The organism is Shimia sp. Alg240-R146 (genome assembly GCF_947331465.1).
GTDB lineage: Bacteria > Pseudomonadota > Alphaproteobacteria > Rhodobacterales > Rhodobacteraceae > Shimia.
On sequence record NZ_CAMZOK010000002.1, the window covers coordinates 394,902 to 421,784 of the forward strand.

Here is a 26,883-nt window from a genome sequence, read left to right on the forward strand (position 1 = left end):
TTAAGGTAGCGTCATGTCGATTTGGACCCGCATATCTCAGGCGCTTGCTTCCCTTAGTCAGGGTGAGCCTCTTTCCACGGTATTTGACCATCTGCGTTCGCCGCCAGAGCGGTCAGTGGCGTTTACCATTGCTGTGATCGCTTTGGGTGCCAAGATGGCCAAAGCGGACGGGCTGGTCACGCGCGATGAGGTCACGGCCTTTCGCGAGGTGTTCCAAATTGAGGCCAAAGACGAAGCCAACGCAGCGCGTGTGTTCAACATGGCGCGGCAGGATGTGGCGGGTTTTGAGGAATACGCGCAACGCATTAAAGGCCTGTTTGGAGCCATCAAGGGCACGCCGGACGACCTTATGGAAGGGTTGTTTCATATCGCGGTTGCGGACGGGGAATATCACCCCAATGAAGATGTCTTTTTGATGCGGGTGGCGGATATTTTGGGTATGGAGGAGCGCGCCTTTGTTGCGATGCGCGCACGGTTTGTGCCCGACGCAGAGGCCGATCCCTACACCGTGTTGGGCGTCACGCCAGACATGGATATGGCGGCAATCCGCAAGGTCTGGCGGCAGTTGGTGCGAGACACACACCCCGACGCGATGTTTGCGCGTGGCGTGCCCGAGGAAGCGATCAAGCTGGCGGAAAAACGTCTGATTGACGTGAACCGCGCTTGGGAGCAGATCAACGAGGCCGCTTGATGCGGATTGTATCCTATAACGTCGAATGGTTTTCGTCGTTGTTTGACGATCAAGACCAACTGGTAATGGATGGCGGCTGGTCTAGCAGGTGGAACGTGACGCGGGAACAGCAGACGGAAGCGCTGGGCATCGTGTTTGCTGCGTTGGATGCGGATGCGGTCATGGTGATCGAAGCGCCGGATCACGGACGGACGCGCCGCACGGTGACGGCGTTGGAGCATTTTGCGCAGGTCTTTGGGTTGCGGGCGCGGCAAGCGGTCATGGGATTTTCCAATGACACCCAGCAGGAAATTGCGCTGTTGTTTGATCCTGATGCGCTGGACGCCCACCACGATCCGGTTGGACACAACACGTCGACAGATGCGCCGCGGTTTGACGGGGTGTTCAGGATTGATCTGGATGTCGATGCGACCGAGGATCAGGTGGTGTTCTCCAAGCCTCCGCTAGAATTGGCAGTGCGCACGAAAGCGGGCCGCACGCTGCGGATGATCGGGGCACATCTTAAATCCAAAGCCCCTCATGGTGCCAAGTCGCGGGACGAGGTTATGCGCCTGTCGATTGCCAACCGGCGCAAACAGTTGGCGCAGGCGATTTGGATGAGGCGCCGGATTGAGGGGCATTTACAGGCAGGCGAAGACCTGATTGTTCTCGGTGATTTAAACGATGGGCCGGGTCTGGATGAATATGAGGATCTGTTCGGGCGCTCGTCAGTTGAGATTGTCATGGGCGTTGGCGACGCGTCGCGGCTGTTTGACCCACATGCACGGATGGCGTTGGGACAGAGGATCGGCGCGCAGCCGAGTTCGGCGCGGTTCTTCATTTCGGATGAGGACCGTTACTTGCAGGCGCTGTTGGATTACGTGTTTGTGTCCGAAGGTCTGCGTGATGCGAACCCGAAGTGGCGGATTTGGCATCCGTTTGAGGACCACAGCTGTTATGCGCGACCCGAGTTGCGCAATGCGTTGCTTACGGCGAGCGATCACTTTCCGGTGGTGCTGGATATCGACATTTGAAGACAGGCGGGCGGGGGCCCATATAAGTGTTATGAAGCATGTTTTGATCCTATGCGCCGCATTGGCGGCGGGGCCCGTATGGGCCGATGAGACGGAGCCACAGGAGGCGCCGGATGCAAGCAGCAGCCTGATGGAAGAAGGCGCGCGCCTGTTTTTCAAAGGCTTGCAGGAGGAGATGGCGCCTGCGCTTGACGGTATGCGGGAGCTGGCCGGACAGATCGGCCCGAAGATGCAGGATTTCCTGATGCAGATGGGACCTGCGATGGCCGGCATTGTCGAACAAGTTGAGGATTGGAGCAGCTATCACGCGCCCCAAATGCTGGAGAATGGCGACATCATTCTGCGCAAAAAGACACCCGAGGAAATGGCCGCGCCCGAAGAGGACGCAGCGGATGGGGTGGAGCTTTAGAACCTAGCCAGAACGCGCTCAGTGGCGAGGCCAGGCTTACTTTCCGATTTTGACCACCGGATCCGCATCAAGCGCGCGACAGAGTGAATGGAAGCGCGCTTCGGCCACCTCGCCGTAAAGCGCGCCGGTGGCGGGCGGCAATTTCAGGTGCAGTTCGCGTTTCTTGGGCCGCCAATAAAGTTCCCCCATGTCCTCGCGGTTCTGCATCCAGAGCATCGCCCCAAAACGCATGGCTTTGCCCAGAACCTCGGCGTCTTTTTGGGCTTTGTCGTCGATCAGGCCGTAGAGGTTTTCAAACCGCGTGCCTTCGCGGCGGTTGCGATAGCGGTGCAGCAACGCAAGGCCGATGAACACACGCTCGGAGTGGCGCAGGCCGCCGAGATTGGCCTGCGTGGTGGTGTCAAAACATGTCTCGGCGCGGTAGTCGGGATGCGCGCGCCAGCTGACGTCATGTAACAAACAGGCGGCCTTGAGCAGGCGTTGTTTTTCGTATTTGGCAGTTTTGAACAGCGGTAGGATGAATTTGTAGAGCGAGCGGCCAAAGCCTGGCATGCGGGCGTCTTTGGCTTCGGAAAACCGGCAGGCTTCGATCAGGGGGTCGCGGCGTCGCACATGGTCGGGCATTTGCTCATAAAGCATACCTTCGCGGATGCCATAAGAACTGACCGCGATGTCGCGCGGCTGAAAGCGGCGCAACACACCCTTGAGAACTTCTATGGCTAAAGGCACGAGATCCATGCGTGAGCTGGAGATACCACATTTCTGGCGAAGGTCTTCGAGGTCGTGGTCTTTGATATAGTTGGCGGTTTTTTGAATGGCGGAGGCCGACATGCGGTATTCGTGCAAGACGTGCAGCGGATAGCCGCGCCGGTGCATGTCGATGCGGGCAATGGCGCGCCATGAGCCGCCGACGAGGAACAGCCGGTTTTTCTGTTGGCCCATCTCGTCTCTCAAACGGTCCAACGTGTCGTTGATAAAGGTCCTGCGCCCTTTTTTGCCGCCCTTCACGTCTCGCAGTTTTAGCGGGCCAAGAGAGGAGGTGACACGGCGGCCAACTTCGCCATCGATGATTTCGGCGAGCTCCATCGACGAGCCGCCGATGTCGCAAACCAAACCGTAGGCGCCTGGCCAGCCGAGCAGCACGCCTTGCGCGGACAGGCGGGCCTCTTCGCGGCCATCGATGATGTGGATGTGCACGCCGGTTTCTCGCCGTACCTCTTCGCAAAACTCGGGGCCGTCGATGGCTTCGCGTACGGCAGCTGTGGCCACGGCTGTCACGCCATATAGTCGCATACCCTCAGCCAGTCGTTGGAAGCGTGCGATGGCGGCCAGCGCGCGTTTGCGTCCTTCGGGGTTGAGGCGGCCGGTTTGGGCCAGACCTGCGCCCAAGGCACACATGATTTTTTCGTTGTAAAAATAGGCGGGGCTGCGCGCCGCACCGTCAAACACCACAAGGCGCACGGAGTTTGACCCCACATCCACCACGCCGACGCGCGACAGGGCGCGCGCTTCGGGGTCTTCAAATATCGGGCGGCTAAAGAGGCCGCTTTCCTGTGCCACAGGATCGGTGAGGTCGGTCGTCATTGTCATCCCTAAAAGACGGTCCCGAAGGGTGGTTCCCAAATGTGCGCCAGAGAGGCGTCGGGGTCAATCTTCGGTGTGCGTCAATTTCGGAACATCTGAAGCCCCGGCTGACCCACGCCCTGACAGTGAGGGGTTTTCCATAAAGAAGCGGTGGCAGTTGAAGGCAAATTCACCTTCGGGAACCGGCTCGCGTTTGAATGAGCCGTCAGGCTTCATCACCCAGCTCTGCGCCACATCCGCAAGGTTGGCGGCCATGACTTGCGATACGATCTGGGCTTTGACGGTGGCGTTTTTGATTTCCACCAGCGTTTCCACACGTCGGTTGAGATTGCGGCCCATCCAGTCGGCAGACGAGATATAAACCCGCGCCTTTTTGGAGGGCAGGCCACCGCCGTTGCCAAAGCAGACAATGCGGGAGTGTTCCAGAAAGCGCCCGACGATGGATTTCACGCGGATGTTGTCTGACAAGCCTTTGACGCCGGGGCGCAGACCGCAGATGCCGCGGATCACGAGGCTAATTTTCACACCGGCCTGCGAGGCACGGTAGAGCGCGTCGATGACTTCGGGTTCGATCAGCGAGTTCATTTTGGCCCAGATTTCGGCGGGTTTGCCGGCCTTGGCGTGGGCAATTTCGGTCTCGATACTCTCGATCAGTGAAGATTTGAGGTTGAGCGGCGAGATTGCGAGGTTTTCAAGTTTGCCCGGTTTCACATAGCCCGACAGGTAATTGAACACTTTGGTAGCGTCGCGGCCCAGATCGGCGTCGCAGGTGAATAGGCTGACGTCGGTGTAAATTTTGGCGGTGATCGGGTGGTAGTTGCCGGTGCCGTAGTGGGTGTAGGTCACCAGCCGGTCGCCTTCGCGGCGCACCACGGTGGAGATTTTGGCGTGGGTTTTCCAGTCGGTGAAGCCATAGACCACATGCGCACCAGCACGTTCCAGTCGGCGGGACTGACGGATGTTGGCGGCTTCGTCAAAGCGGGCTTTGAGTTCCACCAGCGCTGTGACCGATTTGCCGTCTTCGGCGGCCTCGCAGAGGGCTTCGACAATGGGGGATTTCTTGGACGTGCGGTACAACGTCTGTTTGATCGCAACTACGTCAGGGTCCCGCGCGGCCTGTTGCAGGAAACGCACCACCATCGAGAAGGTTTCGTAGGGGTGGTGTAGAAGCATGTCTTTTTGCTGGATCGCGGCAAACATGTCGCCGTCAAAATCCTGCACACGTTCGGGAACGCGCGGGGTGAAGGCGGGCCACAGCAGGTCGTGACGTTCATCCAGCACCAGCTCGGACAGATCGGCGAGGCCGATCATACCATCAATGTCGACGACTTCGTCGTTGGTGACTTCGAGCTCTCGCATGATCAGGCCGCGCAGCGCGTTAGGCGCGTCTTTGGTGATCTTCATACGCACCACTTCGCCACGGCGGCGGCGTTTGAGCGCCACTTCGAATTCGCGCACAAGGTCTTCGGCTTCGTCTTCGACCTCAAGATCGCTGTCGCGCAGAACACGGAAGGCGCAGTGGCCTTTTTCGCGGTAGCCAGGGAAAAGGCTTTCCAAATGCAGAAGCAGCAGTTCTTCGAGCGGCAATGCACGCGTGGTGCCGGGCTCACTCGGCAGGAACACAAAGCGGTCAATCTGATGCGGGATCGGCAGAAGCGCCAGAAGGGGGCGTTTGGACTTGGTGCGTTCGAGTTGCAGGGCCAACGAATATCCGGTGTTGGGGATAAACGGGAACGGGTGGGCCGGATCGATGGCGAGCGGCGACAGCACCGGAAACACGCGATTCATGAAGACGTCGGCAAGGAACTCGCGGTCTTCGTCAGAAAGCGCGTGGCGGTCCAGAATGTGGATGTTGACCGCTTCCATTTCGCTGCGCAGCACGTTGAACATGCGCTGTTGTTCCTGAAGCAGGTTGCGGGCGTCTTCGTTGATGAGGATAAGTTGTTCGGCCGGGGTCAGGCCATCCTGAGCCGGGGTTGTGTTGCCTTCACGAGCCAGTTCCCGGAGACCGGCAACGCGGACAGTGTAAAATTCGTCCAGGTTGGTGGCCGAGATCGACAAAAAGCGCAGACGTTCGAGCAGCGGCACGCGGGTGTTTTCCGCTTCTTCCAGCACGCGCCAGTTAAAGCCCAGCCAGCTAAGCTCGCGGTTGTAAAACCGGCTTGGTCCGGAGAAGTCCAGATCGGGCATCTCGGTGGGGGTGGGGAAGTCGGATTTCAGAAAGTCAGATTGTGTCATACCGGTCTCTTGCCATTGGCAGGTAACGAGAAGATGACTTTATGGCGGATTGCAGTGAGGGTCCAGACAGGTGACCTGAGACGGGCTGTCGCGGGCGGTTTTACGCGCCTTAGTCCTGATCCAAAATCCGTTTGGCCAAGGCGCGCGTGATGGGGCGTTTTTCGCTGAGACTGAGGGCGTCCAGTGCCTGAACAATGCGGGCGGCGTCAGCGAAGGAGCGGTCCATGTGTTTTGCGAGGTAAGCCAACGTTTCCGGATTTGGTGTGAGTTGTCGGTCGCCGAATTGTTTGGCCAGAACCGCCATCAGAAGCATGTCGTCCGGATCCTGCATTGTGGCGACGGTGGTGCCTTGCATGCGGCTCAGCAGATCGGGAAGAGTGAGGCCCCATTGTGGCGGGGTGCCGATGCCAGTCAGCAAGAGCGAATGGCCTTCGGCAAGCGTCAGGTTGTGCAAGTGAAACAGCGCGGTTTGCGCGACGGGATTGCCGGCGATCAAGTGCACGTCTTCTACGGCGACTGGTCCGCGGGCCAAATCGGGAACGGCAGTGTCGGTCAGATCGGTCGCCGAAATCACAGAGGCCTCGGCAATTTTGGCCCAAACCCTTGCGAGATGGGTTTTTCCCGAGCCTGCCGGTCCCGAGATCACGAGCTTAGCGCCCGGCCAGTTTGGCCAGCCATCCACCAACCCCAATGCCATGGCGTTGGCGGGGCTGACAAAGAAATCCTCACGTCCCAAAGCCGCCCGAACGGGCAGGTCAAAGTTCAGTTGCTGGGCCATTTATTATCCGTCGTTGTCGTCGGTTGCGCTCTGCTCGATTTCTGACTCGGGCCAATTTGATGTCCCGAGATAAAGCAGAGATGTCATGTATTGCCCCGAAACGAAACGCGCAAGTACGCCGATCGCGGCGGCAACCGGTACTGCGACCAACATGCCGATAAACCCAAACAATGCGCCAAAGATCGTCAGCGCCAGAAGCAGCCAAACCGGATGCAAGCCGACGGATTTGCCCACGAGTTTTGGTGTCAGCACGTTGCCTTCTACCATTTGCCCAATGGCAAAAATCACGGCCACCAGTCCGATGGACAGCCAGTCGCCCCAGAATTGAAACAGCGCCAGCCCGATGGCCAAGGCGCCACCGATCAGCGCGCCAAGATAAGGAATGAACGTGACCAGACCGGCGATGAAGCCGACAACGAGGCCGAATTGCAGACCAACCAACATCAGAGAGACTGCGTAATAAGAGCCAAGGATCAGACAGACAGTTCCCATCCCACGTACAAAAGACGCCAGTGTGTTGTCGATCTGCTTGGCCAGTTTGCGCACTGTTGGCACATGATCGCGCGGCAGCAGAGCATCAACTTCGGCCACCATCCGGTCCCAGTCCAGCAGCAGATAGAAGGCCACGACCGGCACAATCACCAGCAACATCACCACATTGAGCAGAGACATGGCCGAGTTCAGAGCGCCCTGAAAGAGTTGCGGTCCTTTTGTCTGCAAGAACTCGCCAGCTGCGACGAGCGCGTTGTGCACCACGCCGTTTTCTTGCATCAGGCTCGGGAAGCGTGTGTTCACAAAGCTTTGCAGGTCGCGCAGCAATTGCGGCATCGTATCAATCAGGGATACGGCCTGCGCAATTAGTTGCGGCACCACCGCAAGCACGATGACTACGAAAATTAGCACGCTTGCGACGGTGATCAGCGCGGTTGCTGCGGCGCGCGACAGGCCGGCCTCTTCGAGGCGGTCGGCGACGGGATCGAGGAAATAGGCCACCGCCCCGCCTAAAACAAACGGCAACAGCACGTCACCCAGCGCGTAAAGGATGACGGCAAAGAGGACTGTGAAAATGCCCCAGAATTGCAATTGTTTTTTCGGTGAAAGCGCCATGAGAGCTCGCTGTTTTTCATATGTCGCGTCAATTGATCGCTGATAGCGGTGAGGGTTGCAAGTCCGCGCATAATGCCTGCTTGTCAAACTATGTGCGGTGCCGACGAGATCCGGCTTACAATCGGCGTGTGTTTTAAGGCTGTTTTGAGTTTGCAGTCGTGTCCAGAGACCGAGCGATCTCGGGGGCTAGGATGTCCAGTGCAGGCAACGTCAGATGGTTCACGTCACTGAACAAAATGGCGCCGTCCCGTATCAAGTCACAGTGTTCGTCGGTGCAGAAGCTTTCGTCAGCGTTTAGCAGGCTCACTGTGTTGGGGAGCGGACCTGCGGCCACAATTGCTGCGACAAACATTGAACGCATCCGATCGCCGCGTACTGCTTCGATACTGCGAGGATAATGTGCATCCCGTGGCAGGGGTGTACCCCACCACTGACGGTTGGCGTAGTAGCGGGGAATGTCCACTTGGAGGTGTCCGGTTGAGGACACGAGAACCACCTCTCGGTGTTGCCCGAGCCAACGCAATTGTGCGGCTAATGCGGCAACGAAAGCGTCTTCCCGCTGAGCCGTCGTGGTTGGCGTAGGCCCATCAACCGGCAGGCTGGGAATGGTGATCGCGCCAGCGTCATGTCCAAAGATGTTTGGTCCGGACGTGTCAAACATGTAGTTGAGCCAGTTGGCGTAGACGACGACCTGCGTGATTTTTGGGTGGGCGTCCAGATACGCGCGCACTGAGTCGTTGAAAGCGGGGCATTGGGCGGCGCGGGTTTGGCCGTCGTTGATCAAGCCAGCCACGGGCAGGCAGCTCGAGAGTGTTAGCTCCACCAATCCCTTGCCCTGGGCCTTTAGCATGTTCCCCAGAGGCAGCGCGGCGCGACCGGCGTGACTGTCGCCAAGTAGGGCCACAGTGGGCGCCGCAGTTGTGTCGCCAAAGGTACAGGCGTCGGCGAAGTCATAGCCAGGCACTTTACCACGAACCAGCAGACAGCGGCGGTAGGTCGGGCTGTAGCTGCTTCGCATTGCCAGCGTCTCGGTCACCTCAGTAGGCATACGTTTCGGGTAGCCCTCGGTTACACCGCCGCCAATGGCAATGACCCAGATGGCGGCAATACCCACCCAGAAGGGCGTGCGTTTGCGCCAGTTCCATTTGTGATGTGTGCGAAACGGCTGTTCGACAAAGCGCCAACTGAGCGTCGAGATCACGAGAAGTGCAACACAAATCAGGACGACACCGAAAAAAGTCTGTGGCCAGAGATAGGTCTTTTTGAGAATGCCAAAAACCGGCTGGTGCCAGAGATAGAGCGAGTAAGAAATCAGTCCCATAAAGCGCATCAGCGGGTTCGCCAAAAGGACCGACAAACCGTGCGCCGCTTGCGGTGCCGCCAACACTAGCGCGGTGCCTGCAACCGCCGGGAGCGTCCAAACACCCGGCCAAGGAGCGTTGGGAGGCACGGCCCATAGACCAAACACCACCAGGAGGAGGCCAATAAGATACGCAGGTGTGTGAAACTGTGTAGGGAGCGCGCGATTGCGTTGGCTCCAGGCAATTAATACTCCGGCCAAAAGTTCCCACGCGCGCGTGTGCAACAGATAAAAGGCCCAGAGGCGATACTCGCCGGACGTTGCCACTGCGACCAAAAAACTCGCGGCAGCGATGACGAGCAAAGTGGGTAGAACCGCTTTTCGGTTGATCCGCCAGATGAGAAACAAAAGCAGTGGGATTAGGGCATAAAACTGTTCTTCGATGCCCAGCGACCAAGTGTGGATCAGCGGATCAAGCGTGGCTTCTGGATTGAAATAATCGATACGGTTCAGGAACCACACGTTAGAGAGTGACAGCAGTGCCGTGACGGCCGCGCCGCCCATATAGCGATAATCATGTGGTATGAGGGTCCACCAGCCAACTATCATTGTGACCAGCACCATGGCGACTAAGGCGGGCAAGATGCGGCGGGCGCGGCGCAGGTAGAAATCCTTGAACGAAAAGTCGCCTCGATCGAGGTCGTCCAGAATGCGTCCGCCAATCAGAAAGCCCGAGATGACGAAGAACACATCAACGCCAGCATAACCGCCTGACATCTCTTTCAGACCTGCGTGGTAAAGAACCACGCCGAGAATTGCGATGGCGCGCAGCCCGTCTATGTCTTGTCTATAGTGCACGTTAGATCCCGCTCGGTTTTTCGTGTTGTAACGCAGTTTAGAATTATCGCAACAAACGGTGCGGGCTTGAGGAACGCGGATGTGGCATGACACAGCGGCCTTTGGCAGGCGTTGCTTGCCACGCGGCGGGCTTTGGGCTAGCGAAGGGGCAACATGACTGTGTGCCCTGTGGGCACCACCATCTGAGAGAGTTTTGTCGATGCGCCTGACCCGTTATTTCCTGCCTGTACTGAAAGAAACGCCTTCTGAGGCGCAGATTGTCAGCCACCGTTTGATGCTGCGTGCCGGCATGATCAAACAGTCCTCTGCCGGGATTTATTCGTGGTTGCCGCTGGGTTTCAAAGTATTGCGCAAGATCGAAAACATTGTGCACGAAGAACAAATTCGCGCCGGTCACATTCCGATGCAGATGCCGACCGTGCAATCGGCGGACCTGTGGCGCGAAAGCGGACGGTATGATGCCTATGGCGACGAGATGCTGCGCATAACCGACCGGCACGATCGTGAGATGTTGTACACGCCAACGGCAGAAGAATTGATCACCGACATTTTCCGCAGCAATGTCAGTTCCTACAAGGACATGCCGCTGACGATGTATCAGATCCAGTGGAAGTTCCGCGACGAGATCCGTCCGCGCTTTGGTGTGATGCGGGGTCGTGAATTCTATATGAAGGACGGCTATAACTTTGATTTGTCCAAAGAGGACGCACTGCATGCGTATAACCGCCATTTGGTAAGCTATCTGCGCACATATGAGCGAATGGGTTTGCAGGCGATTCCGATGCGCGCGGACAGTGGCCCGATTGGCGGCGATGACACGCATGAGTTCTTGGTGCTGGCAGATACGGGCGAGAGCGAAGTGTTCTACGACAGCGCTGTGACCGATCTGACGTTTGGAGATCGTGAGATTGATTACGACAGTGTCGAGCAGTGTCAGGGGGTGCTGGAAGAGTTCACCTCCAAATATGCGCGCACGGATGAGACGCACGACGAGGCGCTGTTTAATGACGTCCCAGAAGAGCGCCGCCGCACGGCGCGTGGCATCGAAGTTGGTCAGATTTTCTATTTTGGCACCAAGTACTCCGACGCGCTGGGCGCGACGGTGCAGGGACCGGATGGTAAGCCGGTTGCAGTGCATATGGGCAGCCACGGCATCGGCGTGAGCCGCCTTTTGGGCGCGATCATTGAAGCCAGCCATGACGAGAATGGCATCATTTGGCCCGAAGGTGTGACTCCGTTCCATGCGGGGATTGTGAACCTCAAACAGGGGGACGCCGAGGCGGATGCAGCTTGTGAAGCACTGGAGGCGGCTTTGGTCGCGGCCGGTCTTGAGCCGCTATATGATGATCGCAAGGAACGCGCGGGTGGCAAATTCGCGACGATGGATTTGATTGGTCTGCCGTGGCGGATCACAGTGGGGCCACGCGGGTTGAAAAACGGTGTGGTTGAGCTCACCTCGCGCCGGACTGGCGAGAGCGAAGAAATGGCGCCGGAAGCGGCTGTGGCCAAGCTGATTGAGATTTACGCCGATCATCGGGTTGTGGGCTTTTAAGAGCAGCTGACTTGCGTGAGCGCCTTACGGCGCGCTGGTTTGTTAAAAAAGAAAAACCCTCGCTATGTGCGAGGGTTTTTTGTGCCTGCGGCGCGGGTATTTGGGCCCATTGAGAGAGGTCAGGCGACACTTGGGGCGCGGACTGGCAGAGATTGCAGCACCGCAAAGGTGAGTTCGATGGCGAGAAACACCCAGAGGATCGGGCTTGCGCCATTGAGCAGCGCGTTGAGCATCCATGCAGAGAAAAGCCAACGGCCGGCGGCGTCATAGCGGGCGAGGCGGCTGTCGTTCATACGCAGGCGGACAATTGACCAGATCAGAACGACTGTGCCGAAGAAGTTGGCAAACAGCGTGGTATACGCATTCAGATCGGGTAGGGGCGGCAGGCCGAGAGCGGACTGTGTGCCACCGAGCATCGTCCACATCATCGCCAGCGTGAGTGGTGTGGCATAGGGCCATGTGACGGCGATGTCGTAATAGGCCGACAGTCGGAACAAGCGGTGAAAAGTTTGCGGGGACATATGTGCATCCTTTGGGTTGGTGATTGGATGCTTGTTGGTGTAAACCTTGGAGTTAAGTTCAGGGTCAAGGAGAAATCGCGTGCGGATTGGACAAGTGTCGGAGGTGACAGGCGTGAGCCGCGATGCGTTGCGGTTTTATGAGCGTCAGGGACTTATTCGGGCCGAGCGGCATGGCAATGGGTACCGGGATTATTCGGAAAACACTGTCGCGCTTGTGGGCTTGATCCGGCAAGCGCAGGGGCTGGGGTTTTCGCTAAATGAGATTGGAAGTTTGTTGCGAGGCATGGGCAGCGGCATGTCGCAGGGCGATCTTGAGGCGGTTTTGCGTGAGAAGCTGGACGAAATTGACGCCCGCATGGTTGCGCTGGGCCAATTGCGCGACGTGGTGGCAACGCGGTTGGCGCAGGCCTGTCCTTTGGGGTTTGGTGCGGGTTGAGCCTTTGATGGCGCACCTGTTTGTTTCTTTTGACGCTGTGTTGTGTGACTGTGCGCCCGTATTTTGGTGGGGATTGATATGTATTTTTTGAAAGCGGCCGGACTTTCAGTCGCGCTTTGTCTTCTGTCCTTCGGCGGGCCGGTGCGGGCCAATGACGCGGAGATGATTGCCAAATTCGAGGCCGCCTGGACGCAATGGGCCGATAAGGTCGGGGTACGCAAGGGGGCCTTTGTTGTTACTAAGAATGGCAAAGTCGTGCACAGCAGCGGGCGGGGGGGCAGGGCCTCGCTAGCCTTTGAAATGCATAGCCTGAGCAAGGCAGTAACCGGCGTGTGTGTGGCTGGTCTGGTGAGTGCGGGGCGTGTGAAATATTCCGACACTGTGGGGCAGATTTTCGGCGACAGCGTCTCGTTCAGGGATGCGCGGGTGGCGCAGGTGAGCGTGGCGCAGCTGTTGACTCACACAAGCGGTCTCAAGCCCGACAGCACGCAGCGCGACATGGGCAAATGGCTCGGGTCCAAAAAGCCAAGGCATGATGCGGTGATAAAAACCGTGGCGCAGCGCAAAAAGCAGCAGGGATCGCCGGGGCGGTATTTCTATAGCAACGAGAACTATGCGTTTTTGGGCAAAATCATCGAGTTGCGCAGCGGCCGGAGCTACGTACAGGCGTGCAGCAAATACGTGCCGGGCGGTAATGCCTCGCCCTTGACCGGTGGATTTGCGCCCTGGGGTGGTTGGAAGATGTCGGTGGAGTCATATGCGGCCTTTCACAGCAAGAATTTCGGGGCCGCAAGCCAGATCGGACGCGCACCATCGCGTCATGCCAATGCGGCGCTGGGCGGCGGGGCGCGCTATGGACTTGGCACGTTCTGGCGACCCAGTGGCGGGAAGTTCAATTTCTGGCATTTTGGCAAACATTGTTTTCGCGGACGTCTGATGGCGGGCAGCTATGCTGTCAGTTGGATGGGCAAATGGGGGGTGGTGGCGGCCTATGATGTCTGCACGACCGATCGGCAAAACGGCGCGCTTGATGAGGCGATGGTGGCTGTCGTTTACAAGTGACGAAAGCGCGGGCGGTGGCATTAGCGGAATATGGGCTGTGTTACGCTGTGATGATTGGCGTTTTCTGTCGCTGCGTGTATAGCTGAGAAAACAACAAGCCGGAGCAGTCATGGCAGGCACAACAGCGCCGTTTTCACGTTTTGAATGGATGATCGCATGGCGGTATTTGCGGGCGCGCAAAGCCGAAGGCGGGGTCAGCACGATGACCTGGATTAGCTTGATCGGCATCACTTTGGCCGTGTTCGCATTGATCGCGACAATGGCCGTAAGAGCTGGATTTAGGGCCGAATTTGTCGATACGATCTTGGGCGCGAATGCCCATGTGACGGTCTATCAAACCGGTGAAGTCAATGAGGTTAGCGGCCAGATTGATCGCAGCATTCAGGATTATGAGGCAATGGCGGCGCGGCTGCGTGACGTGGATGGTGTCATCCGCGCGGCGCCGTTGATCAAAGGGCAAGTGATGGCGAACCTGCGCACGCGCAATGCGGGCGTTGAGGTGTTTGGTATTCGGGCCGAAAATCTGGCGGAACTGCCCCGAATTGCCGATCCGGAAACGGGCCGTGGTGACATCGCACGGTTTGAAGAAGGCATCGCGGTTGGCTCTGGTGTGGCGCAGGAATTGGGCGTGATGGTGGGGGATAAGATCAAGATTATCTCGCCCAATGGGGTGAAAACAGCCTTTGGCACCTCGCCACGGATTAACGCCTATGAGGTGGTCTATATCTTTAGTGCGGGACGTTATGACATTGACCGCACCAGGGTCTATTTGCCGTTTGCCGAGGCGCAGAGCTTTTTTAGCCGCGAAGGCGTGGCGGATGAGATCGAAGTGATGATTTCGCGTCCTGAAGATGTGGAGAAGATGCTGGTGCCGTTGATGCAGGCCGGGGGAGATCGCGCGCTGGTGTGGACGTGGAAGGACGCCTCGGGCGGGTTTCTGCGCGCGCTGGAAGTGGAGGACAACGTGATGTTCATCATCTTGTCGATCCTCGTGTTGATTGCGGCGATGAACATCGTGTCGGGCTTGATCATGCTGGTGAAAAACAAAGGGCGCGACATAGGGATTTTGCGCACGGTGGGGCTGACCGAAGGGTCCGTGTTGCGGGTATTCTTTATTTGCGGGGCGTTTACCGGCGCATTGGGGACACTTTTGGGAGTGGTGCTGGGGGTTCTGTTTACGGCCTATATCGATCCGATCTTTAGTTTCGTGAACGTGATGATGGGCGGCGGAGTTTGGGATCCGTCGATCCGCGGAATTTACCATCTGCCTGCCAAGCTTGAGATTGGTGACGTGATGACCGCGACGGGCCTGTCGTTGGGCTTGTCGTTTGTGGTGACGATTTTCCCGGCGCGGCGGGCGGCACGGATGAACCCTGTGGAGGCGCTGCGGTATGAATGATGTGGTGTTGCGCCTGAACGGCGTGGAAAAGATTTATAACAAAGGGTTGTCCAACGAGGTGCATGTGCTGCGCGGAGTCGATTTGTCGCTTGAAGCGGGCGAAATGGTGGCGCTTGTGGCGCCGTCGGGCGCAGGCAAGTCGACGTTGTTGCACATAGCGGGGCTGCTAGACACTCCGGACGCCGGCGACGTGTCGGTGGGCGGCGAAGTGTTGAGTGGGCGGTCGGATCGGCGCCGCACCAACGCGCGTCGGCGGGATGTGGGATTTGTCTATCAGTTTCACCATTTGCTGCCGGAGTTTACCGCACTGGAGAACATTGCTGTGCCGCAAATGGCCAATGGGGTGGCGAAACCTGTTGCGGAGGCGCGGGGATTGGAACTTCTGGGTCGCGTGGGGGTGGCGCAGCGTGCCGGGCATCGACCGGCGGCCTTGTCTGGTGGAGAACAGCAGCGCGTCGCATTTTGCCGGGCATTGGCAAACACGCCGCGCGTAATTTTGGCGGATGAGCCAACCGGCAACCTTGATCCTGCGACGGCAGATCAGGTGTTCGATGCGTTGATGGAATTGGTGCGGGACACGGGTCTTTCGGCTTTGGTGGCGACGCACAATATGGAGCTGGCGGCGCGGATGGACCGCGTGGTTAAGCTGGAAGACGGGGTCCTAGTGGACGCCTGAGGGCGGTTAGGGCTCTGGATTTAGGGAACAAAGAACGTCGCGGTTGCTGTCGCGACCGCTTTGTCTGATGGCAAGGCGACCATTGTGGCGCGGGCAAAGATCAGAGCTTTGCCTGCGCGGACAATCTCGGCGTCGCAGCGGATCAGATCGCCAGTGCCAGGGCGCAGGAATTGCGTGTCCAGATTGGTGGTGGCGACCGGAGTGAACGCATCGAGGTGGCCAAAGCAGGCAAAAACCATCGCCGTATCAGCCATGGCCGCCAGTGCTTGCCCTGAAATGATGCCGCCAAAGCGGGCCAGCGCGTCAGTGATTGGCATGGTCAGGGTGGCACCTGTTGGCGAAATGTCGGTGATCGTCAGATCGAGAGCCTGCACCCAAGGGGCAAAGCCTTTGGCCAGCAGGGTCTGGGCATCGTCAGGGGTGAGAGGCATTCGGGATCTCCGGTTCGGTGTCGATCTAGCATGTGCGCTCAACCGGGAGATGTCACGCGATATGATCCGGATCAAAGCGCGGTGGGCGCAATGGTGGCAGGTTGGCGAGGGGAACACAGAGGAGTGCGCCTATGTGGCGGTTTGCAGTTTGGCTTTGCCTGCCAGCGGTGTTGGTGGCCTGTGGGAGCGGATTTCAATCGGGCAAGGCAGTTTATGATGAGAACTGCTTGCCGTGTCATGGCCCGCGCGGGCAGGGAGATGGACCCTTTGCGGATAAGTTCCTGAGTCTGCCGCCTGATTTGACAATACTGGCGCGCGAAAATGGCGGGGACTATCCCGCGCTTTATGTGGCCAACGTCATCGAGGGGCAGGGGCGCGGGGAACATTTCAGCGCTGCGATGCCGGAATTTGCCCAGACGCTGAGTGGTAAGGCGGTTCCGATGGACGCGCTGGTGGCCTATGTCGAAAGTTTGCAAAAATAACGGAGGGTGCGGAGAGATGAAGAGATTTGGCTATGCTTTGGCCGCCATGATGCTGGCTGGCGGGTGTTTCGCGGAAGATGCTGATGAGGGCGCAGCGCTTTATCTTGATCATTGTGCAACCTGTCACGGGCTCGACCTTGATGGAAAAGGACCGATGGCGGGCGTGTTGACCATCAAGCCAACCGAGTTGCGGGCGTTGGCGCAGGACAATGACGGGACTTTTCCCTTGGTGCGGGTGATCAAGCGCATTGACGGGCGCGATCCGTTGGTGAGTCACGGCAGCCCGATGCCGGTCTATGGCCGGTTCTTTGAAGGGTTTGATGTGACGATGAAAACGTCGAGCGGGCAGCCGGTTATGACTTCAAAGCCGGTGTCCGATTTGGTGGCCTATCTGAAGAGCAAACAGCAGTAGGCGCGCGTGTTCAAACGCTCATCGCCAGCACGCGGCTGGTTTCGGTCAGAGACCGGCCGGATTGCGCCATCCAGATGTTGAAGGCCTCCTGCACCTTTTTCATGGCTCCTTTGGAGGTGGGCTGTTTGTCCACCACGCCTTCTGCGATCAGGCGCGCGACAACATCGCGGGACAGGATGAAGCTGTCTTTTCCAAGGAAACGTAGGGAATATTGGCCCGTCGCTCCGCCGATGCGGGAGCCGCCTTTTTTCATGAATTCCAATTGGTTGACATAGTCCGTGCTGGCCCAGCCGCCGAGCACTTTGCCCGCGCCGCCTTGGTCGCGCAGGCCTTGGAGGAAATGGGCGTTTTCGATGACGGTGCGGATTTTCGGACCGTTGCGCACGATGTCGGTGTTGGACATCAGGCTGTCCATGTCTTCGTCATGCATAAAGGCGCAGCGGTCGACGTTAAAGCCGTGAAAGGCGGCCTCAAAGCCGTCCCATTTTGCCTCGATGACTTTCCAGTTAAAGCCTGCCTGAAACACACCTTTGGTGAATTGTGCGAGCCAGCGGTCTTCGGGGATTGCCGCGAGGTCTGCAGCGGATTTGGGAGGCTCGAGCATGGCGTTGAGCGCGTCGGCACCACCTTTGCGGTCGGCGGAAATAGCGAAGATTTCGTCGAAAGTGCGCATGAGGTGGGTCCTGTTGCGATGTTTTGGGCGGAGTATGTCGCCAACCGGTGGCTAAATGCTAGGGTTTTAGTGGTTTGAATTCGCGCCACTGGCTGTCATTTCTGAACCAATTGCGGGGCAATGCTTCTCAAGATCTCGCAAGTGATCTTATGAGCCTCAGAGCCGTTTTTAACATATCCGAATAGCCGTAAGCCGTTTTGAGTGGGCTCGCCTGCGAACCCAATAGACGCGATTGCCTTTGCCCATTTTTCTCGAAAGCCATTGGGGAATTCTAACTCGAACCATTCGATGTCGGCAAAGCCCCCTTCAATAAAATGGTAGTACCAATCACTATCCCAATAGGACAAATGCCCGTTTGGAAAAGCTTTTGAGCGGAATTTGGGGGCTTCGCCTGACGGCATAGACAGCACGCACTCTCTGAGTTCGAGCCATTTTGTGTCGTTGCTGACCGAAAAAAAGTTTGCGTGCGCCATAGGTCGAATTCTTTCACAAGCTCAGGTCATGGTCTCCTCCACAGATGAAAAAATCAAGCGAGGTGGCAAACTTATTCCGCGCACGAACAGAGGGGGAAGCGAAGAGGCTGCGTTTTGCCGTCGGCAAACCTTTGGTTTGACGGGGGCGGTGCGCTTTTCGGGACCTTGCTTTGCAAGTCCTTGTCGACCAAAGGGGCGCTACCTAATCGGAGATTTGGCTATTTGGCGGGGTCATCATCACCTGATGCACCAAAGCGACACCGGAATTTCTTCGAATGTCTCGCCGCGTCGTGCTCGCGCAGCCTTTACCCGACCTTAACGTAAAATCTCTTAGGTGGCCTTGCAGCCCCCAGAACCCACCACTAAGACTCTGTGGGAGAGGTTTCGCGCGCGGAACCGGATAGCTGCAACCAAAGCGACAACAGGCAGGCGAATATGAACGATCCGTATGAGACCTATATGAACACCCTCGTGCCCATGGTGGTTGAACAAACCAGCCGTGGTGAGCGGGCTTATGATATCTTCTCGCGCCTGTTGAAGGAGCGCATCATTTTCCTCAACGGTCCTGTGCACGACGGCATGTCGTCCCTGATCGTGGCGCAGCTTCTGCACCTTGAGGCGGAAAATCCATCCAAAGAGATCAGCATGTATATCAACAGCCCCGGCGGCGTTGTGACATCCGGTCTGTCGATTTACGACACCATGCAATACATCAAACCGAAGGTTTCGACGCTGGTGATTGGTCAGGCGGCCTCAATGGGCTCGCTGCTGCTGACCGCTGGTGAGGCAGGCATGCGCTTCAGCTTGCCGAACTCCCGCGTGATGGTGCACCAGCCGTCCGGTGGGTATCAGGGGCAGGCGACGGACATCATGATCCATGCCGAAGAGACGCTGAAGCTGAAAAAGCGGCTGAACGAGATTTACGTCAAACACACCGGGCGCACCTATGAAGAAGTTGAGGCCGGTCTTGAGCGCGACAATTTCATGAGCCCCGAAGAGGCCAAAGACTGGGGTCTGATTGACGAGATCGTGGAAAATCGCGCCAAAGGCGACGACGAAGAGAGCTAAGAGTTGAGGTGTCCGTCGAGTCGTAAACCTTGACGGGCACTTTCGCATTGTACCCGTTTGATGGCTGACTTAAGCTGATTTGAACGCGGGGTGTCCCTGAGATGGGACAGGTAGCAGGCCTGAAAGGGAAGACATGTCGAATACGTCCGGCACCGACAGCAAAAATACGCTTTACTGCAGCTTTTGCGGAAAAAGCCAGCATGAGGTGCGCAAGCTTATTGCGGGTCCGACGGTGTTCATTTGTGATGAATGCGTTGAGCTATGTATGGACATCATCCGAGAAGAGACCAAAGCCAGCGGGCTGAAGTCCTCGGAAGGGGTGCCTGCACCACGTGAGATTTGCGATGTGCTGGATGACTATGTGATCGGTCAGGCGATGGCGAAACGGGTGCTGTCTGTGGCGGTGCACAACCACTACAAACGCCTGAACCATGCGCAAAAAACCGGCGACATCGAGCTGGCGAAGTCCAACATTCTGCTGATTGGTCCGACGGGCTGCGGCAAAACGCTGTTGGCACAAACGCTGGCGCGTATTCTGGACGTACCGTTTACGATGGCTGATGCGACCACGCTAACCGAAGCCGGGTATGTAGGCGAGGATGTGGAAAACATCATCCTCAAGCTTTTGCAGTCGTCGGAATATAACGTTGAGCGCGCGCAGCGTGGTATCGTCTATATTGACGAAGTTGATAAGATTACTCGCAAGTCTGAGAACCCGTCGATCACCCGCGATGTGTCGGGCGAAGGCGTGCAGCAGGCGCTCTTGAAGCTGATGGAAGGCACTGTTGCATCGGTGCCGCCGCAGGGCGGTCGCAAACATCCGCAGCAGGAATTCCTGCAAGTGGACACCACCAATATTCTGTTCATTTGCGGCGGGGCCTTTGCGGGTCTGGATCGCATCATTGCGCAGCGTGGCAAAGGCTCGGCAATGGGCTTTGGCGCGGATGTACGTGACAACGACGAACGAGGCGTTGGAGAGATTTTCCAGGATCTGGAGCCGGAAGATCTGTTGAAATTTGGTCTGATTCCGGAGTTTGTCGGTCGTTTGCCGGTTCTGGCAACGCTGGAAGATCTCGATGAGGACGCTCTGGTTACCATTCTGACCGCGCCGAAGAACGCCCTGGTGAAGCAGTATCAACGTCTTTTTGAATTGGAAGACGCGCAGTTGTCGTTCACGGACGATGCACTGAGCGCGATTGCCAAACGAGCGATCGAACGCAAGACCGGCGCGCGTGGTCTGCGGTCTATTCTGGAAGATATCCTTCTGGATACGATGTTCGAGCTTCCGGGCATGGACAGCGTGACCGAGGTTGTGGTCAACGAGGAAGCTGTGAGCCGCGCGGCCGCGCCGTTGATGATCCACGGCGATGCCGAAAAAGAGCCCGCGTCTGCAGGGTAACCCGATCCGCGAAAGAGAATTAGAAGGGCGTCCTATTCTGGGCGCCTTTTTTGTTTTGGCGGTGATCTATAGCTGCTATGCGGGACTTTTCTGCTGTTCGCCAAACCTGAACCAGCGGCAGTTCCCAGCCCAAAGCAGACACTTGTTTCGACCGCAGCGCAGAGCCGTTAAGAGCCCCAAACTTTCAGATGCTAATTCCCCCCGGTTGTCTGCATTCGCACAGATGAGGATCAGTCGAAAATACTTTCGGGAACAGCCAGTTTCGGGGGTTTGCGATGGGTAAAGCGCGAGGTTATTTACGACGCTTATCCAGCGCATACAAACTATCGATTTATCATATAAGCACCACGGCACTACAGTCGGTGTATCGAAGGCGCCTTCGTTTCCAACACCATTCTGGAGGAAGCGATGAAAAATACAGTTTTGGGACCGGGAGCCTTTGAATGGCTTGGCACCCACTATCGAACCACACTGACAACGGTCGAAACCAAAGGGGCGATGTCGATCACCGATTCCGTCTCTCCCGCGGGGTCAGGGCCGCCGCGCCATATTCACCACAATGCCGACGAAGCTTTTGTGATCCTGACCGGGGATGCAGAGTTCTGGCTGGCCGGAGAAAGGTTCACTCGCGGACCGGGGGAAACCGTCTTCATCCCCCGCGAAACCGAACACACTTTTCGCATCGTCGGTGACCTGCCATGCCGACACTTGGTGATCCTGACCCCCGGCGGGTTCGAAGGGTTCTTTGCCGAAATGGCCGCCGCAAATTTAGCCATTCCAGCAGATATGGCCGCCATCAATGAAAGTGCCGCGCGCCACAACATGAGCTTTACCGGCCCACCACTTGAAGACGACAACAAGGAGACGGGACAATGACCAACTTGGCAACGCGCTTCTTTTTCACAGCCGCCCTTTGCGGTTTGATAGGCATGATTTGGGGGATCCAGATGTCCGCCAGTCATGACCACACACTGTCACCGGCGCATGGGCATCTTAACCTGATTGGCTTTGTCGCGATGTCGGTCTTTGGGACCTATTACGCTCTCAGCCCGAAAGCTGCGGCAAGCCGACTGGCAAATGTGCATTTTGTGATTGCAATTGCGGCCGTCCTTGTCCTGACACCCGGTATTGCTCTGGCCATCTCTGAAAGCGGTGAAACCCTTGCCAAACTCGGCTCTGTTCTGGCCTTGCTATCGATGGTCCTGTTTGCTGTTGTCATTTTCCGCCACGGCATAGAACAGATGAATACCGCGGGCCAAGGCTCAGGTGCTCACCGTCAGCCCGCAGGAAAATGACGTGCTTTGATCTGCTTTCCGGAACGGATCGGGCGCTGTCAGTCCAGCGGCATTTGCTGGGGTCGTTGGTCGGCGTGACAAAAGCTGTCCTTGCGTCCATTATGGCAATCAGGAGGGGCCATCGTGAACCTTGCAGCCTTTGACCTCAATCTTCTGAAAGTGCTTGATGCCCTGTTGATCGAGGGCTCGACAACGCGGGCCGCCACACGCGTTGGTCTGTCACAACCGGCGGTCTCGGCGGCCTTGGGGCGGCTTCGCGTGGCTTTGGACGATCCTCTTTTCGTGCGCGATGGCACGGCTTTGCGGCCAACAGATTTCGCCTCTTCGCTGCGCGAACCGATCCGCGCACATTTAAGCGGGCTGGAGCAAACTCTGGCTGGCGCGGGACCCTTCGACCCCGCCGATTGCGACGCCTCGTTCCGGATTTCCGGATCCGACTATTTCTCCGTCATGCTGCTTCCTATGCTGATGCAGCGGCTGGGTAGTACGGCACCAAAGGTCAAATTGAGTTTCGTCGATCTAATTCACCCCGGCAATCTGCACGAAATGGGGCGTATGGACGTAGATATTGCCCTTCCGTGCACCCATGACATCCCGGCGAATATCGTCGCGGAGCCCATGTTCTGGTCGGCGTGGCAAATAGTATCCAGAACCGGCCATCCCAGATTGGCCCGCGCAGGCATTGGTGATGGGGGCGACATCCCCATCGACCTCTATTGCGACATGGACCACGTTGTCTTTTCCTCGGAAGGGCTTCACTCCAGCTATGAGGATCAGGTCCTGTCAACGCTTGGACGTTCAAGACGTGTAACCCTGGCGGTTGGCAGTTTTCGAGATCTTTATGAAACCGTGGCCGGAAGCGATTTGCTAGCGGTCCTGCCCGGCACGCTTGCACGTGCGGTCGCCGATCGGTTTGGTCTGGCGTTACATCCGATGCCTTTCCCGATGGAGCCTGCATTGTTGTGGGTGGCGTGGAATCGTTGGCAAACAGATGAGCCCGCCCACCGTTGGCTGCGCGGCGAAATTGCCAATCTTCTGCGCCATCTGAACGACGTAGACCAACCGCTGCCCGCGTCAATTGGCTTAGGCGGAACCACCGCAAAGGCCGCTGAATGATACACTGGCATCGTCCAAGCGAATTGCCACGAGACCTCAAATTGGGTGTCATGTTTTGGCGAGACCGAAACCCACGAGAGCCGACCACACTTGAGCGCACCCAGAATTGCAAGTCTCTCCACTCAGGATCACTCGACTAACATAATTCATGTTCATCCGGTTGGGGTGAAAGTCCGATTTGACGGCGTGCGCCGCAGTATCCCCATTTGGTGCGGAAGTCTGCTGTGGACCCATCGAGTTACTGGGCAAAGGTCGCTTCCTGCGCATAGCTGCCGCTTGTGCTTTGAGCAGCATACGCCAATTTGGGCTGCCTCTGGACTTTCGCTGCAGATGTCTTTCGCAAGAATCGGTGATGGGGGCTACCGCGCACGAACCGATTGGTGGAAGCAAAGCGCCCACCCCGCGGGGCGGTTCGGGCGCTGTCAAACCATTGATTTGGCATTGGCGTTCTTGACACTCCCGTTCGCACAGAAGATGTCTTAGCCCATTCATTTCAGGAGCCTTGCCATGTCTGTGCGTCACATTTCCACCGGATCGCCATTTGAAGAAAAGATCGGATACAGCCGCGCGGTTGTGGCGGATGGCTGGGTGTTCGTCGCCGGCACCACAGGTTACGACTATGAGACCATGACCATGCCCGAGGATGTAGCTGAACAGTGTCGCAACACGCTGGCGACCATTGGCAAAGCTTTGGAGGATGCGGGCAGCTCGCTCGATGATGTGGTGCGGGTGAACTACATTCTGCCTGACGGCAGCGACTTTGAGAAATGCTGGCCGGTGACAAGCGAGGTGTTTGCCAAGGCGAAACCTGCGGCGACGATGATCATTGCGGACCTGATGGAAGCGGCGATGAAGATCGAGATTGAGGTTACGGCGCGGGTTTCAGGCTAAAGTGGTCAACCAAATCGCAACAGACAGGCGGGCGAACCTGCTGGGCAGCTTCTGGATGGTGGCGTCTATGGCGCTTTTTGCTGTTGAAGACGCGTTGATCAAAGGCGCGGCACAGGGCATTCCGATGAGCCAAATCCTTGTGATCTTTGGCGCAGGTGGTGCCGTGATTTTCGCGGCACTGGCCAAAGCACAGGGGTTGGCCCTATTCCCCGCGGCAGCGCGGGCACCTGCGGTGCGGGTGCGGGTGTTCTTTGAGGTCTTCGGGCGCCTGTTTTACTTTCTCGCCTTGGCTTTGACGCCACTGTCTTCGGCCACGGTCATTTTACAAGCTACACCCTTGGTGGTTGTTGGCGCGGCGGCGGTGATTTTTGGCGAGCGCGTTGGCTGGCGCCGGTGGGTGGCGATTGGCATCGGGCTGGCAGGCGTGGTGGTGATCATCCGACCGGGTGGTGACAGCTTCTCGGCGCTTTCCTTGTTGGCGGTTGCTGGCATGTTGGGCTTTGCGGGGCGGGATTTGGCGAGCCGCGCCGCGCCCAAAGAGTTGAGCACGATCTTGTTGGGTCTTTACGGGTTCTTGACCGTGATTGCGGCGGGGGCGATGTATTCTGTCTATGAGCAGCAGCCTTTTGTACGGCTGGAAGGCACAAGCGGCCTTGCCCTTGGTGCGGCGATTGTCACTGGCGTGTTTGCTTACACGGCGCTGATGAAGGCGATGCGGACCGGTGAAGTATCGGCGGTGACTCCGTTTCGGTATTCGCGTTTGCTGTTTGGCGTGGCGCTTGGGGTATTGATTTTCGGGGAGAAGCTAGACGGGGCGACCTGGCTGGGCTGCGGACTGATTGTGGTGTCGGGATTGTTTATTCTCGTGCGTGGGCGGGCTGTGGCGCGCTGAAGAGCGTTTGGAGTTGATGAGGAACGCGAATCTTTGTGCCAGGCCTGCGCAGTTCGCGGCGCCGCGCAGATTGGCGACCGGGACGCTCGGTCTGCGAAAATTGGGTGTTTTGTCACGGTGCTTGAGCTTTGCCTGCACTGGACCTTTGGCAGCAAATGGTTCATATGGAGAGGGAATTTGCGGAGGCACCCATGGGCATTCTGAACACTATCAACGGCGTTTTGACTTGGTGGAACGGGGGAACCCTGAACACCAAACTTTATACTCGTCGTAAAGGGGTAAAGGTCGGTGAGGATTCCGCCGGTAACGTCTATTATCGCAATGCTGACGACAGCAAGCGCTGGGTGATGTTCAACGGTGAAGTTGAGGCCAGCCGCATCAGTGCCGAGTGGCATGGCTGGTTGCACCACACGTTCAAAGATGTGCCATCTGAAAAGACCTTGCCGCATAAAGACTGGGAAAAACCGCATCAGGAAAACCTGACGGGTTTGGCTGAGGCCTATGCGCCTGCTGGATCAATCCGTGGGAGTGGCGCACCGCAAGAGCGCCGCGACTACGAGGCGTGGAGCCCGGAGTAAACCGATGTCGGCAGTGCGCACAGAAGCGCTTGTTGGCGCCGCCGTACTGGCCGCCGCTGCAAGCTTCCTAGTTTACGCCAGCCAGTTCACCGATCGTGATCGCGTCGGTGACAGCTATGGGTTGATGGCGTCTTTCCGGTCTGTCGAAGGCGTCAGTGTCGGAACGGACGTGCGTCTTGCCGGTGTGAAGATCGGCACGGTTACGGACATCACCCTGGATCCAGCAAGATTTCGCGCAGTGACCGAGTTTTCAGTTGCTGGCGATGTTGAACTGCCTGATGACAGCGCGGTGGTGATCAGCTCTGAAGGGCTGCTGGGTGGCAACTTCGTTGAGATCCTGCCAGGTGGCTCGCCGTTCAACTTTGAAGCAGGCGACGAGATCGAAGATACCCAGAGTTCTGTAAGTCTGGTGTCGTTGCTGTTGAAATTTGTCAGCGGTGGAGACGAATGATGCGCCGGTTCCTGACAGTGACCTGCGCGTCCTTGATGCCAATGGCGGTGAGTGCACAAGACATTGTGATCGAGACGCTGGAGATCGCGCCGCTGGAATTTGAATCGCTGTCCACACCACAGACATTGGGCGATGTGTCCAGCGAATCCGTGGTAGCCGCCACGGTTGCCGAAGGCGCGTTGTTGCGGGGCTTGGACAAGCTGACCGGCGAGCGTGTGGATTTCGAGCTGGAGAATGGGTACTCCACCTTTATGGGCCCGCTGCGGGTAGATATGGCGCAGTGTCGCCACCCCGCGGACAATGCCACCGGTGAGGCCTATGCCTATCTCACGATCATCGCGGACCGCGGCGAAGGGGATACGCTGTTTCAGGGGTGGATGATTGCCTCGAGCCCCGCGCTGATGGCGCTGGATCATGCGCGCTATGATGTGTGGGTGATGCGTTGCAAAACGTCTGAGGCGGCTCAGGACGCGGCGAGTACTTCCGAGGCTGAAGGCAGCGACTGAGCGGAGATGTCGGCGTTTTGCCGGATCGCCCAAGTCAGAAGCTTGTGATAATCCGCACGAGGAATTTCGATCGCACCCAATGAGGTGAGATGATCGGTGATGAACTGCGTATCAAACAGCGTGAAGCCCGAGCGACGCAGATGCGTGATCAGATAGGCCAGCGCGATTTTGGATCCATTTGTTCGACGAGACATCATGCTTTCGCCAAAAAAGGCGCCGCCGAGCACGACGCCATAGACGCCACCAGCCAGCATGCCGTCTTGCCATACTTCAAGAGAATGGGCTTTGCCTTCGGCATGCAAGGCCATGTAAAGGCGATGAATTTCCGCGCTGATCCATGTTTCTGATCGGTCTGCGCAGGCGTCCAGCACGCCCTCAAAATCTTGGCTGAGTGTGACGACGTGGTCCTCGCGGCGAATGGCGCGGGCAAGACTGCGGGAGATGTGAAAACTGTCGAGTGGGAAGATGCCACGGCGGATCGGGTCAACCCAGAAGATGTCGGGATCATCACGATGTTCGGACATCGGAAAGACGCCCATGGAATAGGCGCGCATCAAAAGTTCGGGTGTCAACTCACCCATGATGCGCGCCC

The 26,883-nt window shown here is 57.6% G+C and carries 30 protein-coding genes; 20 read left to right on the forward strand and 10 right to left on the reverse strand.

Annotated features, from left to right (window positions below; genetic code table 11):
* The first annotated feature begins 13 nt into the window (after positions 1 to 13).
* From PG871_RS11115 to PG871_RS11125, 3 genes are read left to right on the forward strand one after another with little or no spacing between them, the layout of a single operon-like run.
* Positions 14 to 691 carry a molecular chaperone DjiA gene (locus PG871_RS11115; RefSeq protein ID WP_270729336.1) on the forward strand — a complete coding sequence of 226 codons (678 nt, stop codon included), beginning with the start codon at positions 14 to 16 and terminating at the stop codon, positions 689 to 691.
* On the forward strand, positions 691 to 1,704 hold the full coding sequence (locus PG871_RS11120; protein WP_270729338.1) for an endonuclease/exonuclease/phosphatase family protein: 1,014 nt from the start codon (positions 691 to 693) through the stop codon (positions 1,702 to 1,704). Before PG871_RS11115 ends, PG871_RS11120 begins: the two co-directional genes overlap by 1 nt.
* A gap of 31 nt (positions 1,705 to 1,735) precedes the next feature.
* Entirely contained in the window at positions 1,736 to 2,113 is a 378-nt protein-coding gene (locus PG871_RS11125) for a hypothetical protein (protein ID WP_270729340.1), read from the forward strand.
* A 36-nt stretch (positions 2,114 to 2,149) separates the two neighbouring features.
* On the opposite strand, the gene PG871_RS11130 is transcribed toward PG871_RS11125, so the two are convergent.
* The 5 genes from PG871_RS11130 to PG871_RS11150 form a co-directional block, all read right to left on the reverse strand.
* Positions 2,150 to 3,697 (reverse strand): Ppx/GppA family phosphatase, encoded by a 1,548-nt coding sequence (locus tag PG871_RS11130; protein ID WP_270729342.1) that lies wholly within the window; start codon positions 3,695 to 3,697, stop codon positions 2,150 to 2,152.
* A 63-nt stretch (positions 3,698 to 3,760) separates the two neighbouring features.
* Entirely contained in the window at positions 3,761 to 5,935 is a 2,175-nt protein-coding gene (locus PG871_RS11135; protein WP_270729343.1) for an RNA degradosome polyphosphate kinase, read from the reverse strand.
* 109 nt (positions 5,936 to 6,044) lie between these two features.
* Positions 6,045 to 6,713: an HdaA/DnaA family protein gene (locus PG871_RS11140; RefSeq protein WP_270729345.1), complete on the reverse strand. Its 669-nt coding sequence runs from the start codon at positions 6,711 to 6,713 to the stop codon at positions 6,045 to 6,047.
* A 3-nt stretch (positions 6,714 to 6,716) separates the two neighbouring features.
* The gene (locus PG871_RS11145) at positions 6,717 to 7,820 is read right to left on the reverse strand and encodes an AI-2E family transporter (RefSeq protein WP_270729347.1); all 1,104 of its coding nucleotides are present in this window, start codon (positions 7,818 to 7,820) and stop codon (positions 6,717 to 6,719) included.
* Positions 7,821 to 7,953: 133 nt separating this feature from the next.
* Positions 7,954 to 9,978, reverse strand: a complete 2,025-nt coding sequence (locus PG871_RS11150; protein WP_270729349.1) for an acyltransferase family protein — start codon at positions 9,976 to 9,978, stop codon at positions 7,954 to 7,956.
* A gap of 199 nt (positions 9,979 to 10,177) precedes the next feature.
* On the opposite strand from PG871_RS11150, the gene proS reads away from it, so the two are divergent.
* On the forward strand, positions 10,178 to 11,530 hold the full coding sequence (gene proS, locus PG871_RS11155; protein WP_054002070.1) for a proline--tRNA ligase: 1,353 nt from the start codon (positions 10,178 to 10,180) through the stop codon (positions 11,528 to 11,530).
* Between the two features lie 119 nt (positions 11,531 to 11,649).
* On the opposite strand, the gene PG871_RS11160 is transcribed toward proS, so the two are convergent.
* Positions 11,650 to 12,051 (reverse strand): hypothetical protein, encoded by a 402-nt coding sequence (locus tag PG871_RS11160; protein ID WP_270729351.1) that lies wholly within the window; start codon positions 12,049 to 12,051, stop codon positions 11,650 to 11,652.
* Between the two features lie 79 nt (positions 12,052 to 12,130).
* Between PG871_RS11160 and PG871_RS11165 the strand changes: the two genes are divergently transcribed.
* The 4 genes from PG871_RS11165 to PG871_RS11180 all read left to right on the forward strand — a co-directional run bounded on the left by PG871_RS11165 (position 12,131) and on the right by PG871_RS11180 (position 15,624).
* Positions 12,131 to 12,487 (forward strand): MerR family transcriptional regulator, encoded by a 357-nt coding sequence (locus PG871_RS11165; RefSeq protein ID WP_270729353.1) that lies wholly within the window; start codon positions 12,131 to 12,133, stop codon positions 12,485 to 12,487.
* Positions 12,488 to 12,565: 78 nt separating this feature from the next.
* Entirely contained in the window at positions 12,566 to 13,549 is a 984-nt protein-coding gene (locus PG871_RS11170; RefSeq protein ID WP_270729355.1) for a serine hydrolase domain-containing protein, read from the forward strand.
* Positions 13,550 to 13,658: 109 nt separating this feature from the next.
* Entirely contained in the window at positions 13,659 to 14,948 is a 1,290-nt protein-coding gene (locus PG871_RS11175) for a lipoprotein-releasing ABC transporter permease subunit (protein ID WP_270729357.1), read from the forward strand.
* Complete coding sequence (locus PG871_RS11180) at positions 14,941 to 15,624, forward strand: ABC transporter ATP-binding protein (RefSeq protein WP_270729359.1); 684 nt, start codon at positions 14,941 to 14,943, stop codon at positions 15,622 to 15,624. The genes PG871_RS11175 and PG871_RS11180 overlap by 8 nt, the downstream gene beginning before the upstream one ends.
* A gap of 20 nt (positions 15,625 to 15,644) precedes the next feature.
* On the opposite strand, the gene PG871_RS11185 is transcribed toward PG871_RS11180, so the two are convergent.
* Positions 15,645 to 16,055, reverse strand: coding sequence for a PaaI family thioesterase (locus PG871_RS11185; RefSeq protein ID WP_270729361.1), 411 nt, complete (start codon positions 16,053 to 16,055; stop codon positions 15,645 to 15,647).
* 131 nt (positions 16,056 to 16,186) lie between these two features.
* Between PG871_RS11185 and PG871_RS11190 the strand changes: the two genes are divergently transcribed.
* Both PG871_RS11190 and PG871_RS11195 read left to right on the forward strand, forming a co-directional pair.
* Positions 16,187 to 16,537, forward strand: coding sequence for a c-type cytochrome (locus tag PG871_RS11190; RefSeq protein WP_270729363.1), 351 nt, complete (start codon positions 16,187 to 16,189; stop codon positions 16,535 to 16,537).
* Between the two features lie 16 nt (positions 16,538 to 16,553).
* Complete coding sequence (locus PG871_RS11195) at positions 16,554 to 16,949, forward strand: c-type cytochrome (RefSeq protein ID WP_270729365.1); 396 nt, start codon at positions 16,554 to 16,556, stop codon at positions 16,947 to 16,949.
* Between the two features lie 10 nt (positions 16,950 to 16,959).
* On the opposite strand, the gene PG871_RS11200 is transcribed toward PG871_RS11195, so the two are convergent.
* Entirely contained in the window at positions 16,960 to 17,622 is a 663-nt protein-coding gene (locus PG871_RS11200) for a DNA-3-methyladenine glycosylase I (protein ID WP_270729367.1), read from the reverse strand.
* Positions 17,623 to 17,717: 95 nt separating this feature from the next.
* A complete protein-coding gene (locus PG871_RS11205) occupies positions 17,718 to 18,095 on the reverse strand; it encodes a DUF6678 family protein (protein WP_270729369.1) in 378 nt (125 codons plus the stop codon).
* Positions 18,096 to 18,530: 435 nt separating this feature from the next.
* Between PG871_RS11205 and PG871_RS11210 the strand changes: the two genes are divergently transcribed.
* The 10 genes from PG871_RS11210 (at position 18,531) to PG871_RS11255 (ending at position 26,291) form a co-directional block, all read left to right on the forward strand.
* Entirely contained in the window at positions 18,531 to 19,163 is a 633-nt protein-coding gene (locus tag PG871_RS11210) for an ATP-dependent Clp protease proteolytic subunit (protein ID WP_270729371.1), read from the forward strand.
* A gap of 133 nt (positions 19,164 to 19,296) precedes the next feature.
* Positions 19,297 to 20,562 (forward strand): ATP-dependent Clp protease ATP-binding subunit ClpX, encoded by a 1,266-nt coding sequence (gene clpX / locus PG871_RS11215; protein WP_270729372.1) that lies wholly within the window; start codon positions 19,297 to 19,299, stop codon positions 20,560 to 20,562.
* Positions 20,563 to 20,970: 408 nt separating this feature from the next.
* Complete coding sequence (locus tag PG871_RS11220) at positions 20,971 to 21,438, forward strand: cupin domain-containing protein (RefSeq protein WP_270729373.1); 468 nt, start codon at positions 20,971 to 20,973, stop codon at positions 21,436 to 21,438.
* Positions 21,435 to 21,857, forward strand: a complete 423-nt coding sequence (locus tag PG871_RS11225) for a hypothetical protein (protein WP_270729375.1) — start codon at positions 21,435 to 21,437, stop codon at positions 21,855 to 21,857. The genes PG871_RS11220 and PG871_RS11225 overlap by 4 nt, the downstream gene beginning before the upstream one ends.
* Positions 21,858 to 21,980: 123 nt before the next feature.
* Complete coding sequence (locus tag PG871_RS11230; protein ID WP_270729378.1) at positions 21,981 to 22,973, forward strand: LysR family transcriptional regulator; 993 nt, start codon at positions 21,981 to 21,983, stop codon at positions 22,971 to 22,973.
* Positions 22,974 to 23,480: 507 nt separating this feature from the next.
* Positions 23,481 to 23,864: a RidA family protein gene (locus PG871_RS11235; RefSeq protein WP_270729380.1), complete on the forward strand. Its 384-nt coding sequence runs from the start codon at positions 23,481 to 23,483 to the stop codon at positions 23,862 to 23,864.
* A gap of 1 nt (position 23,865) precedes the next feature.
* Positions 23,866 to 24,756: a DMT family transporter gene (locus PG871_RS11240; protein WP_270729381.1), complete on the forward strand. Its 891-nt coding sequence runs from the start codon at positions 23,866 to 23,868 to the stop codon at positions 24,754 to 24,756.
* 191 nt (positions 24,757 to 24,947) lie between these two features.
* On the forward strand, positions 24,948 to 25,334 hold the full coding sequence (locus tag PG871_RS11245) for an NADH:ubiquinone oxidoreductase subunit NDUFA12 (protein ID WP_270729383.1): 387 nt from the start codon (positions 24,948 to 24,950) through the stop codon (positions 25,332 to 25,334).
* Between the two features lie 4 nt (positions 25,335 to 25,338).
* On the forward strand, positions 25,339 to 25,785 hold the full coding sequence (gene mlaD / locus PG871_RS11250; protein WP_270729385.1) for an outer membrane lipid asymmetry maintenance protein MlaD: 447 nt from the start codon (positions 25,339 to 25,341) through the stop codon (positions 25,783 to 25,785).
* Positions 25,782 to 26,291, forward strand: coding sequence for a DUF2155 domain-containing protein (locus PG871_RS11255; RefSeq protein WP_270729387.1), 510 nt, complete (start codon positions 25,782 to 25,784; stop codon positions 26,289 to 26,291). The genes mlaD and PG871_RS11255 overlap by 4 nt, the downstream gene beginning before the upstream one ends.
* Here PG871_RS11255 and aat read toward each other — a convergent pair.
* The gene (aat, locus tag PG871_RS11260) at positions 26,249 to 26,872 is read right to left on the reverse strand and encodes a leucyl/phenylalanyl-tRNA--protein transferase (RefSeq protein ID WP_270729388.1); all 624 of its coding nucleotides are present in this window, start codon (positions 26,870 to 26,872) and stop codon (positions 26,249 to 26,251) included. The two genes, PG871_RS11255 and aat, sit on opposite strands and share 43 nt — an antisense overlap.
* Between the last annotated feature and the right edge of the window lie 11 nt (positions 26,873 to 26,883).

Coding starts and splice junctions, on each gene's coding strand:
- PG871_RS11170 (WP_270729355.1), top strand. CDS start 12,566: ATGTATTTTTTGAAAGCGGCCGGACTTTCAGTCGCGCTTTGTCTTCTG.
- PG871_RS11160 (WP_270729351.1), bottom strand. CDS start 12,051: ATGTCCCCGCAAACTTTTCACCGCTTGTTCCGACTGTCGGCCTATTAC.
- PG871_RS11235 (WP_270729380.1), top strand. CDS start 23,481: ATGTCTGTGCGTCACATTTCCACCGGATCGCCATTTGAAGAAAAGATC.
- PG871_RS11210 (WP_270729371.1), top strand. CDS start 18,531: ATGAACGATCCGTATGAGACCTATATGAACACCCTCGTGCCCATGGTG.
- PG871_RS11225 (WP_270729375.1), top strand. CDS start 21,435: ATGACCAACTTGGCAACGCGCTTCTTTTTCACAGCCGCCCTTTGCGGT.
- clpX (WP_270729372.1), top strand. CDS start 19,297: ATGTCGAATACGTCCGGCACCGACAGCAAAAATACGCTTTACTGCAGC.
- proS (WP_054002070.1), top strand. CDS start 10,178: ATGCGCCTGACCCGTTATTTCCTGCCTGTACTGAAAGAAACGCCTTCT.
- PG871_RS11180 (WP_270729359.1), top strand. CDS start 14,941: ATGAATGATGTGGTGTTGCGCCTGAACGGCGTGGAAAAGATTTATAAC.
- PG871_RS11140 (WP_270729345.1), bottom strand. CDS start 6,713: ATGGCCCAGCAACTGAACTTTGACCTGCCCGTTCGGGCGGCTTTGGGA.
- PG871_RS11195 (WP_270729365.1), top strand. CDS start 16,554: ATGAAGAGATTTGGCTATGCTTTGGCCGCCATGATGCTGGCTGGCGGG.
- PG871_RS11220 (WP_270729373.1), top strand. CDS start 20,971: ATGAAAAATACAGTTTTGGGACCGGGAGCCTTTGAATGGCTTGGCACC.
- PG871_RS11175 (WP_270729357.1), top strand. CDS start 13,659: ATGGCAGGCACAACAGCGCCGTTTTCACGTTTTGAATGGATGATCGCA.
- PG871_RS11255 (WP_270729387.1), top strand. CDS start 25,782: ATGATGCGCCGGTTCCTGACAGTGACCTGCGCGTCCTTGATGCCAATG.
- PG871_RS11145 (WP_270729347.1), bottom strand. CDS start 7,820: ATGGCGCTTTCACCGAAAAAACAATTGCAATTCTGGGGCATTTTCACA.
- PG871_RS11205 (WP_270729369.1), bottom strand. CDS start 18,095: ATGGCGCACGCAAACTTTTTTTCGGTCAGCAACGACACAAAATGGCTC.
- PG871_RS11200 (WP_270729367.1), bottom strand. CDS start 17,622: ATGCGCACTTTCGACGAAATCTTCGCTATTTCCGCCGACCGCAAAGGT.
- PG871_RS11185 (WP_270729361.1), bottom strand. CDS start 16,055: ATGCCTCTCACCCCTGACGATGCCCAGACCCTGCTGGCCAAAGGCTTT.
- PG871_RS11130 (WP_270729342.1), bottom strand. CDS start 3,697: ATGACGACCGACCTCACCGATCCTGTGGCACAGGAAAGCGGCCTCTTT.
- PG871_RS11190 (WP_270729363.1), top strand. CDS start 16,187: ATGTGGCGGTTTGCAGTTTGGCTTTGCCTGCCAGCGGTGTTGGTGGCC.
- mlaD (WP_270729385.1), top strand. CDS start 25,339: ATGTCGGCAGTGCGCACAGAAGCGCTTGTTGGCGCCGCCGTACTGGCC.
- PG871_RS11135 (WP_270729343.1), bottom strand. CDS start 5,935: ATGACACAATCTGACTTTCTGAAATCCGACTTCCCCACCCCCACCGAG.
- aat (WP_270729388.1), bottom strand. CDS start 26,872: ATGGGTGAGTTGACACCCGAACTTTTGATGCGCGCCTATTCCATGGGC.
- PG871_RS11125 (WP_270729340.1), top strand. CDS start 1,736: ATGAAGCATGTTTTGATCCTATGCGCCGCATTGGCGGCGGGGCCCGTA.
- PG871_RS11115 (WP_270729336.1), top strand. CDS start 14: ATGTCGATTTGGACCCGCATATCTCAGGCGCTTGCTTCCCTTAGTCAG.
- PG871_RS11245 (WP_270729383.1), top strand. CDS start 24,948: ATGGGCATTCTGAACACTATCAACGGCGTTTTGACTTGGTGGAACGGG.
- PG871_RS11120 (WP_270729338.1), top strand. CDS start 691: ATGCGGATTGTATCCTATAACGTCGAATGGTTTTCGTCGTTGTTTGAC.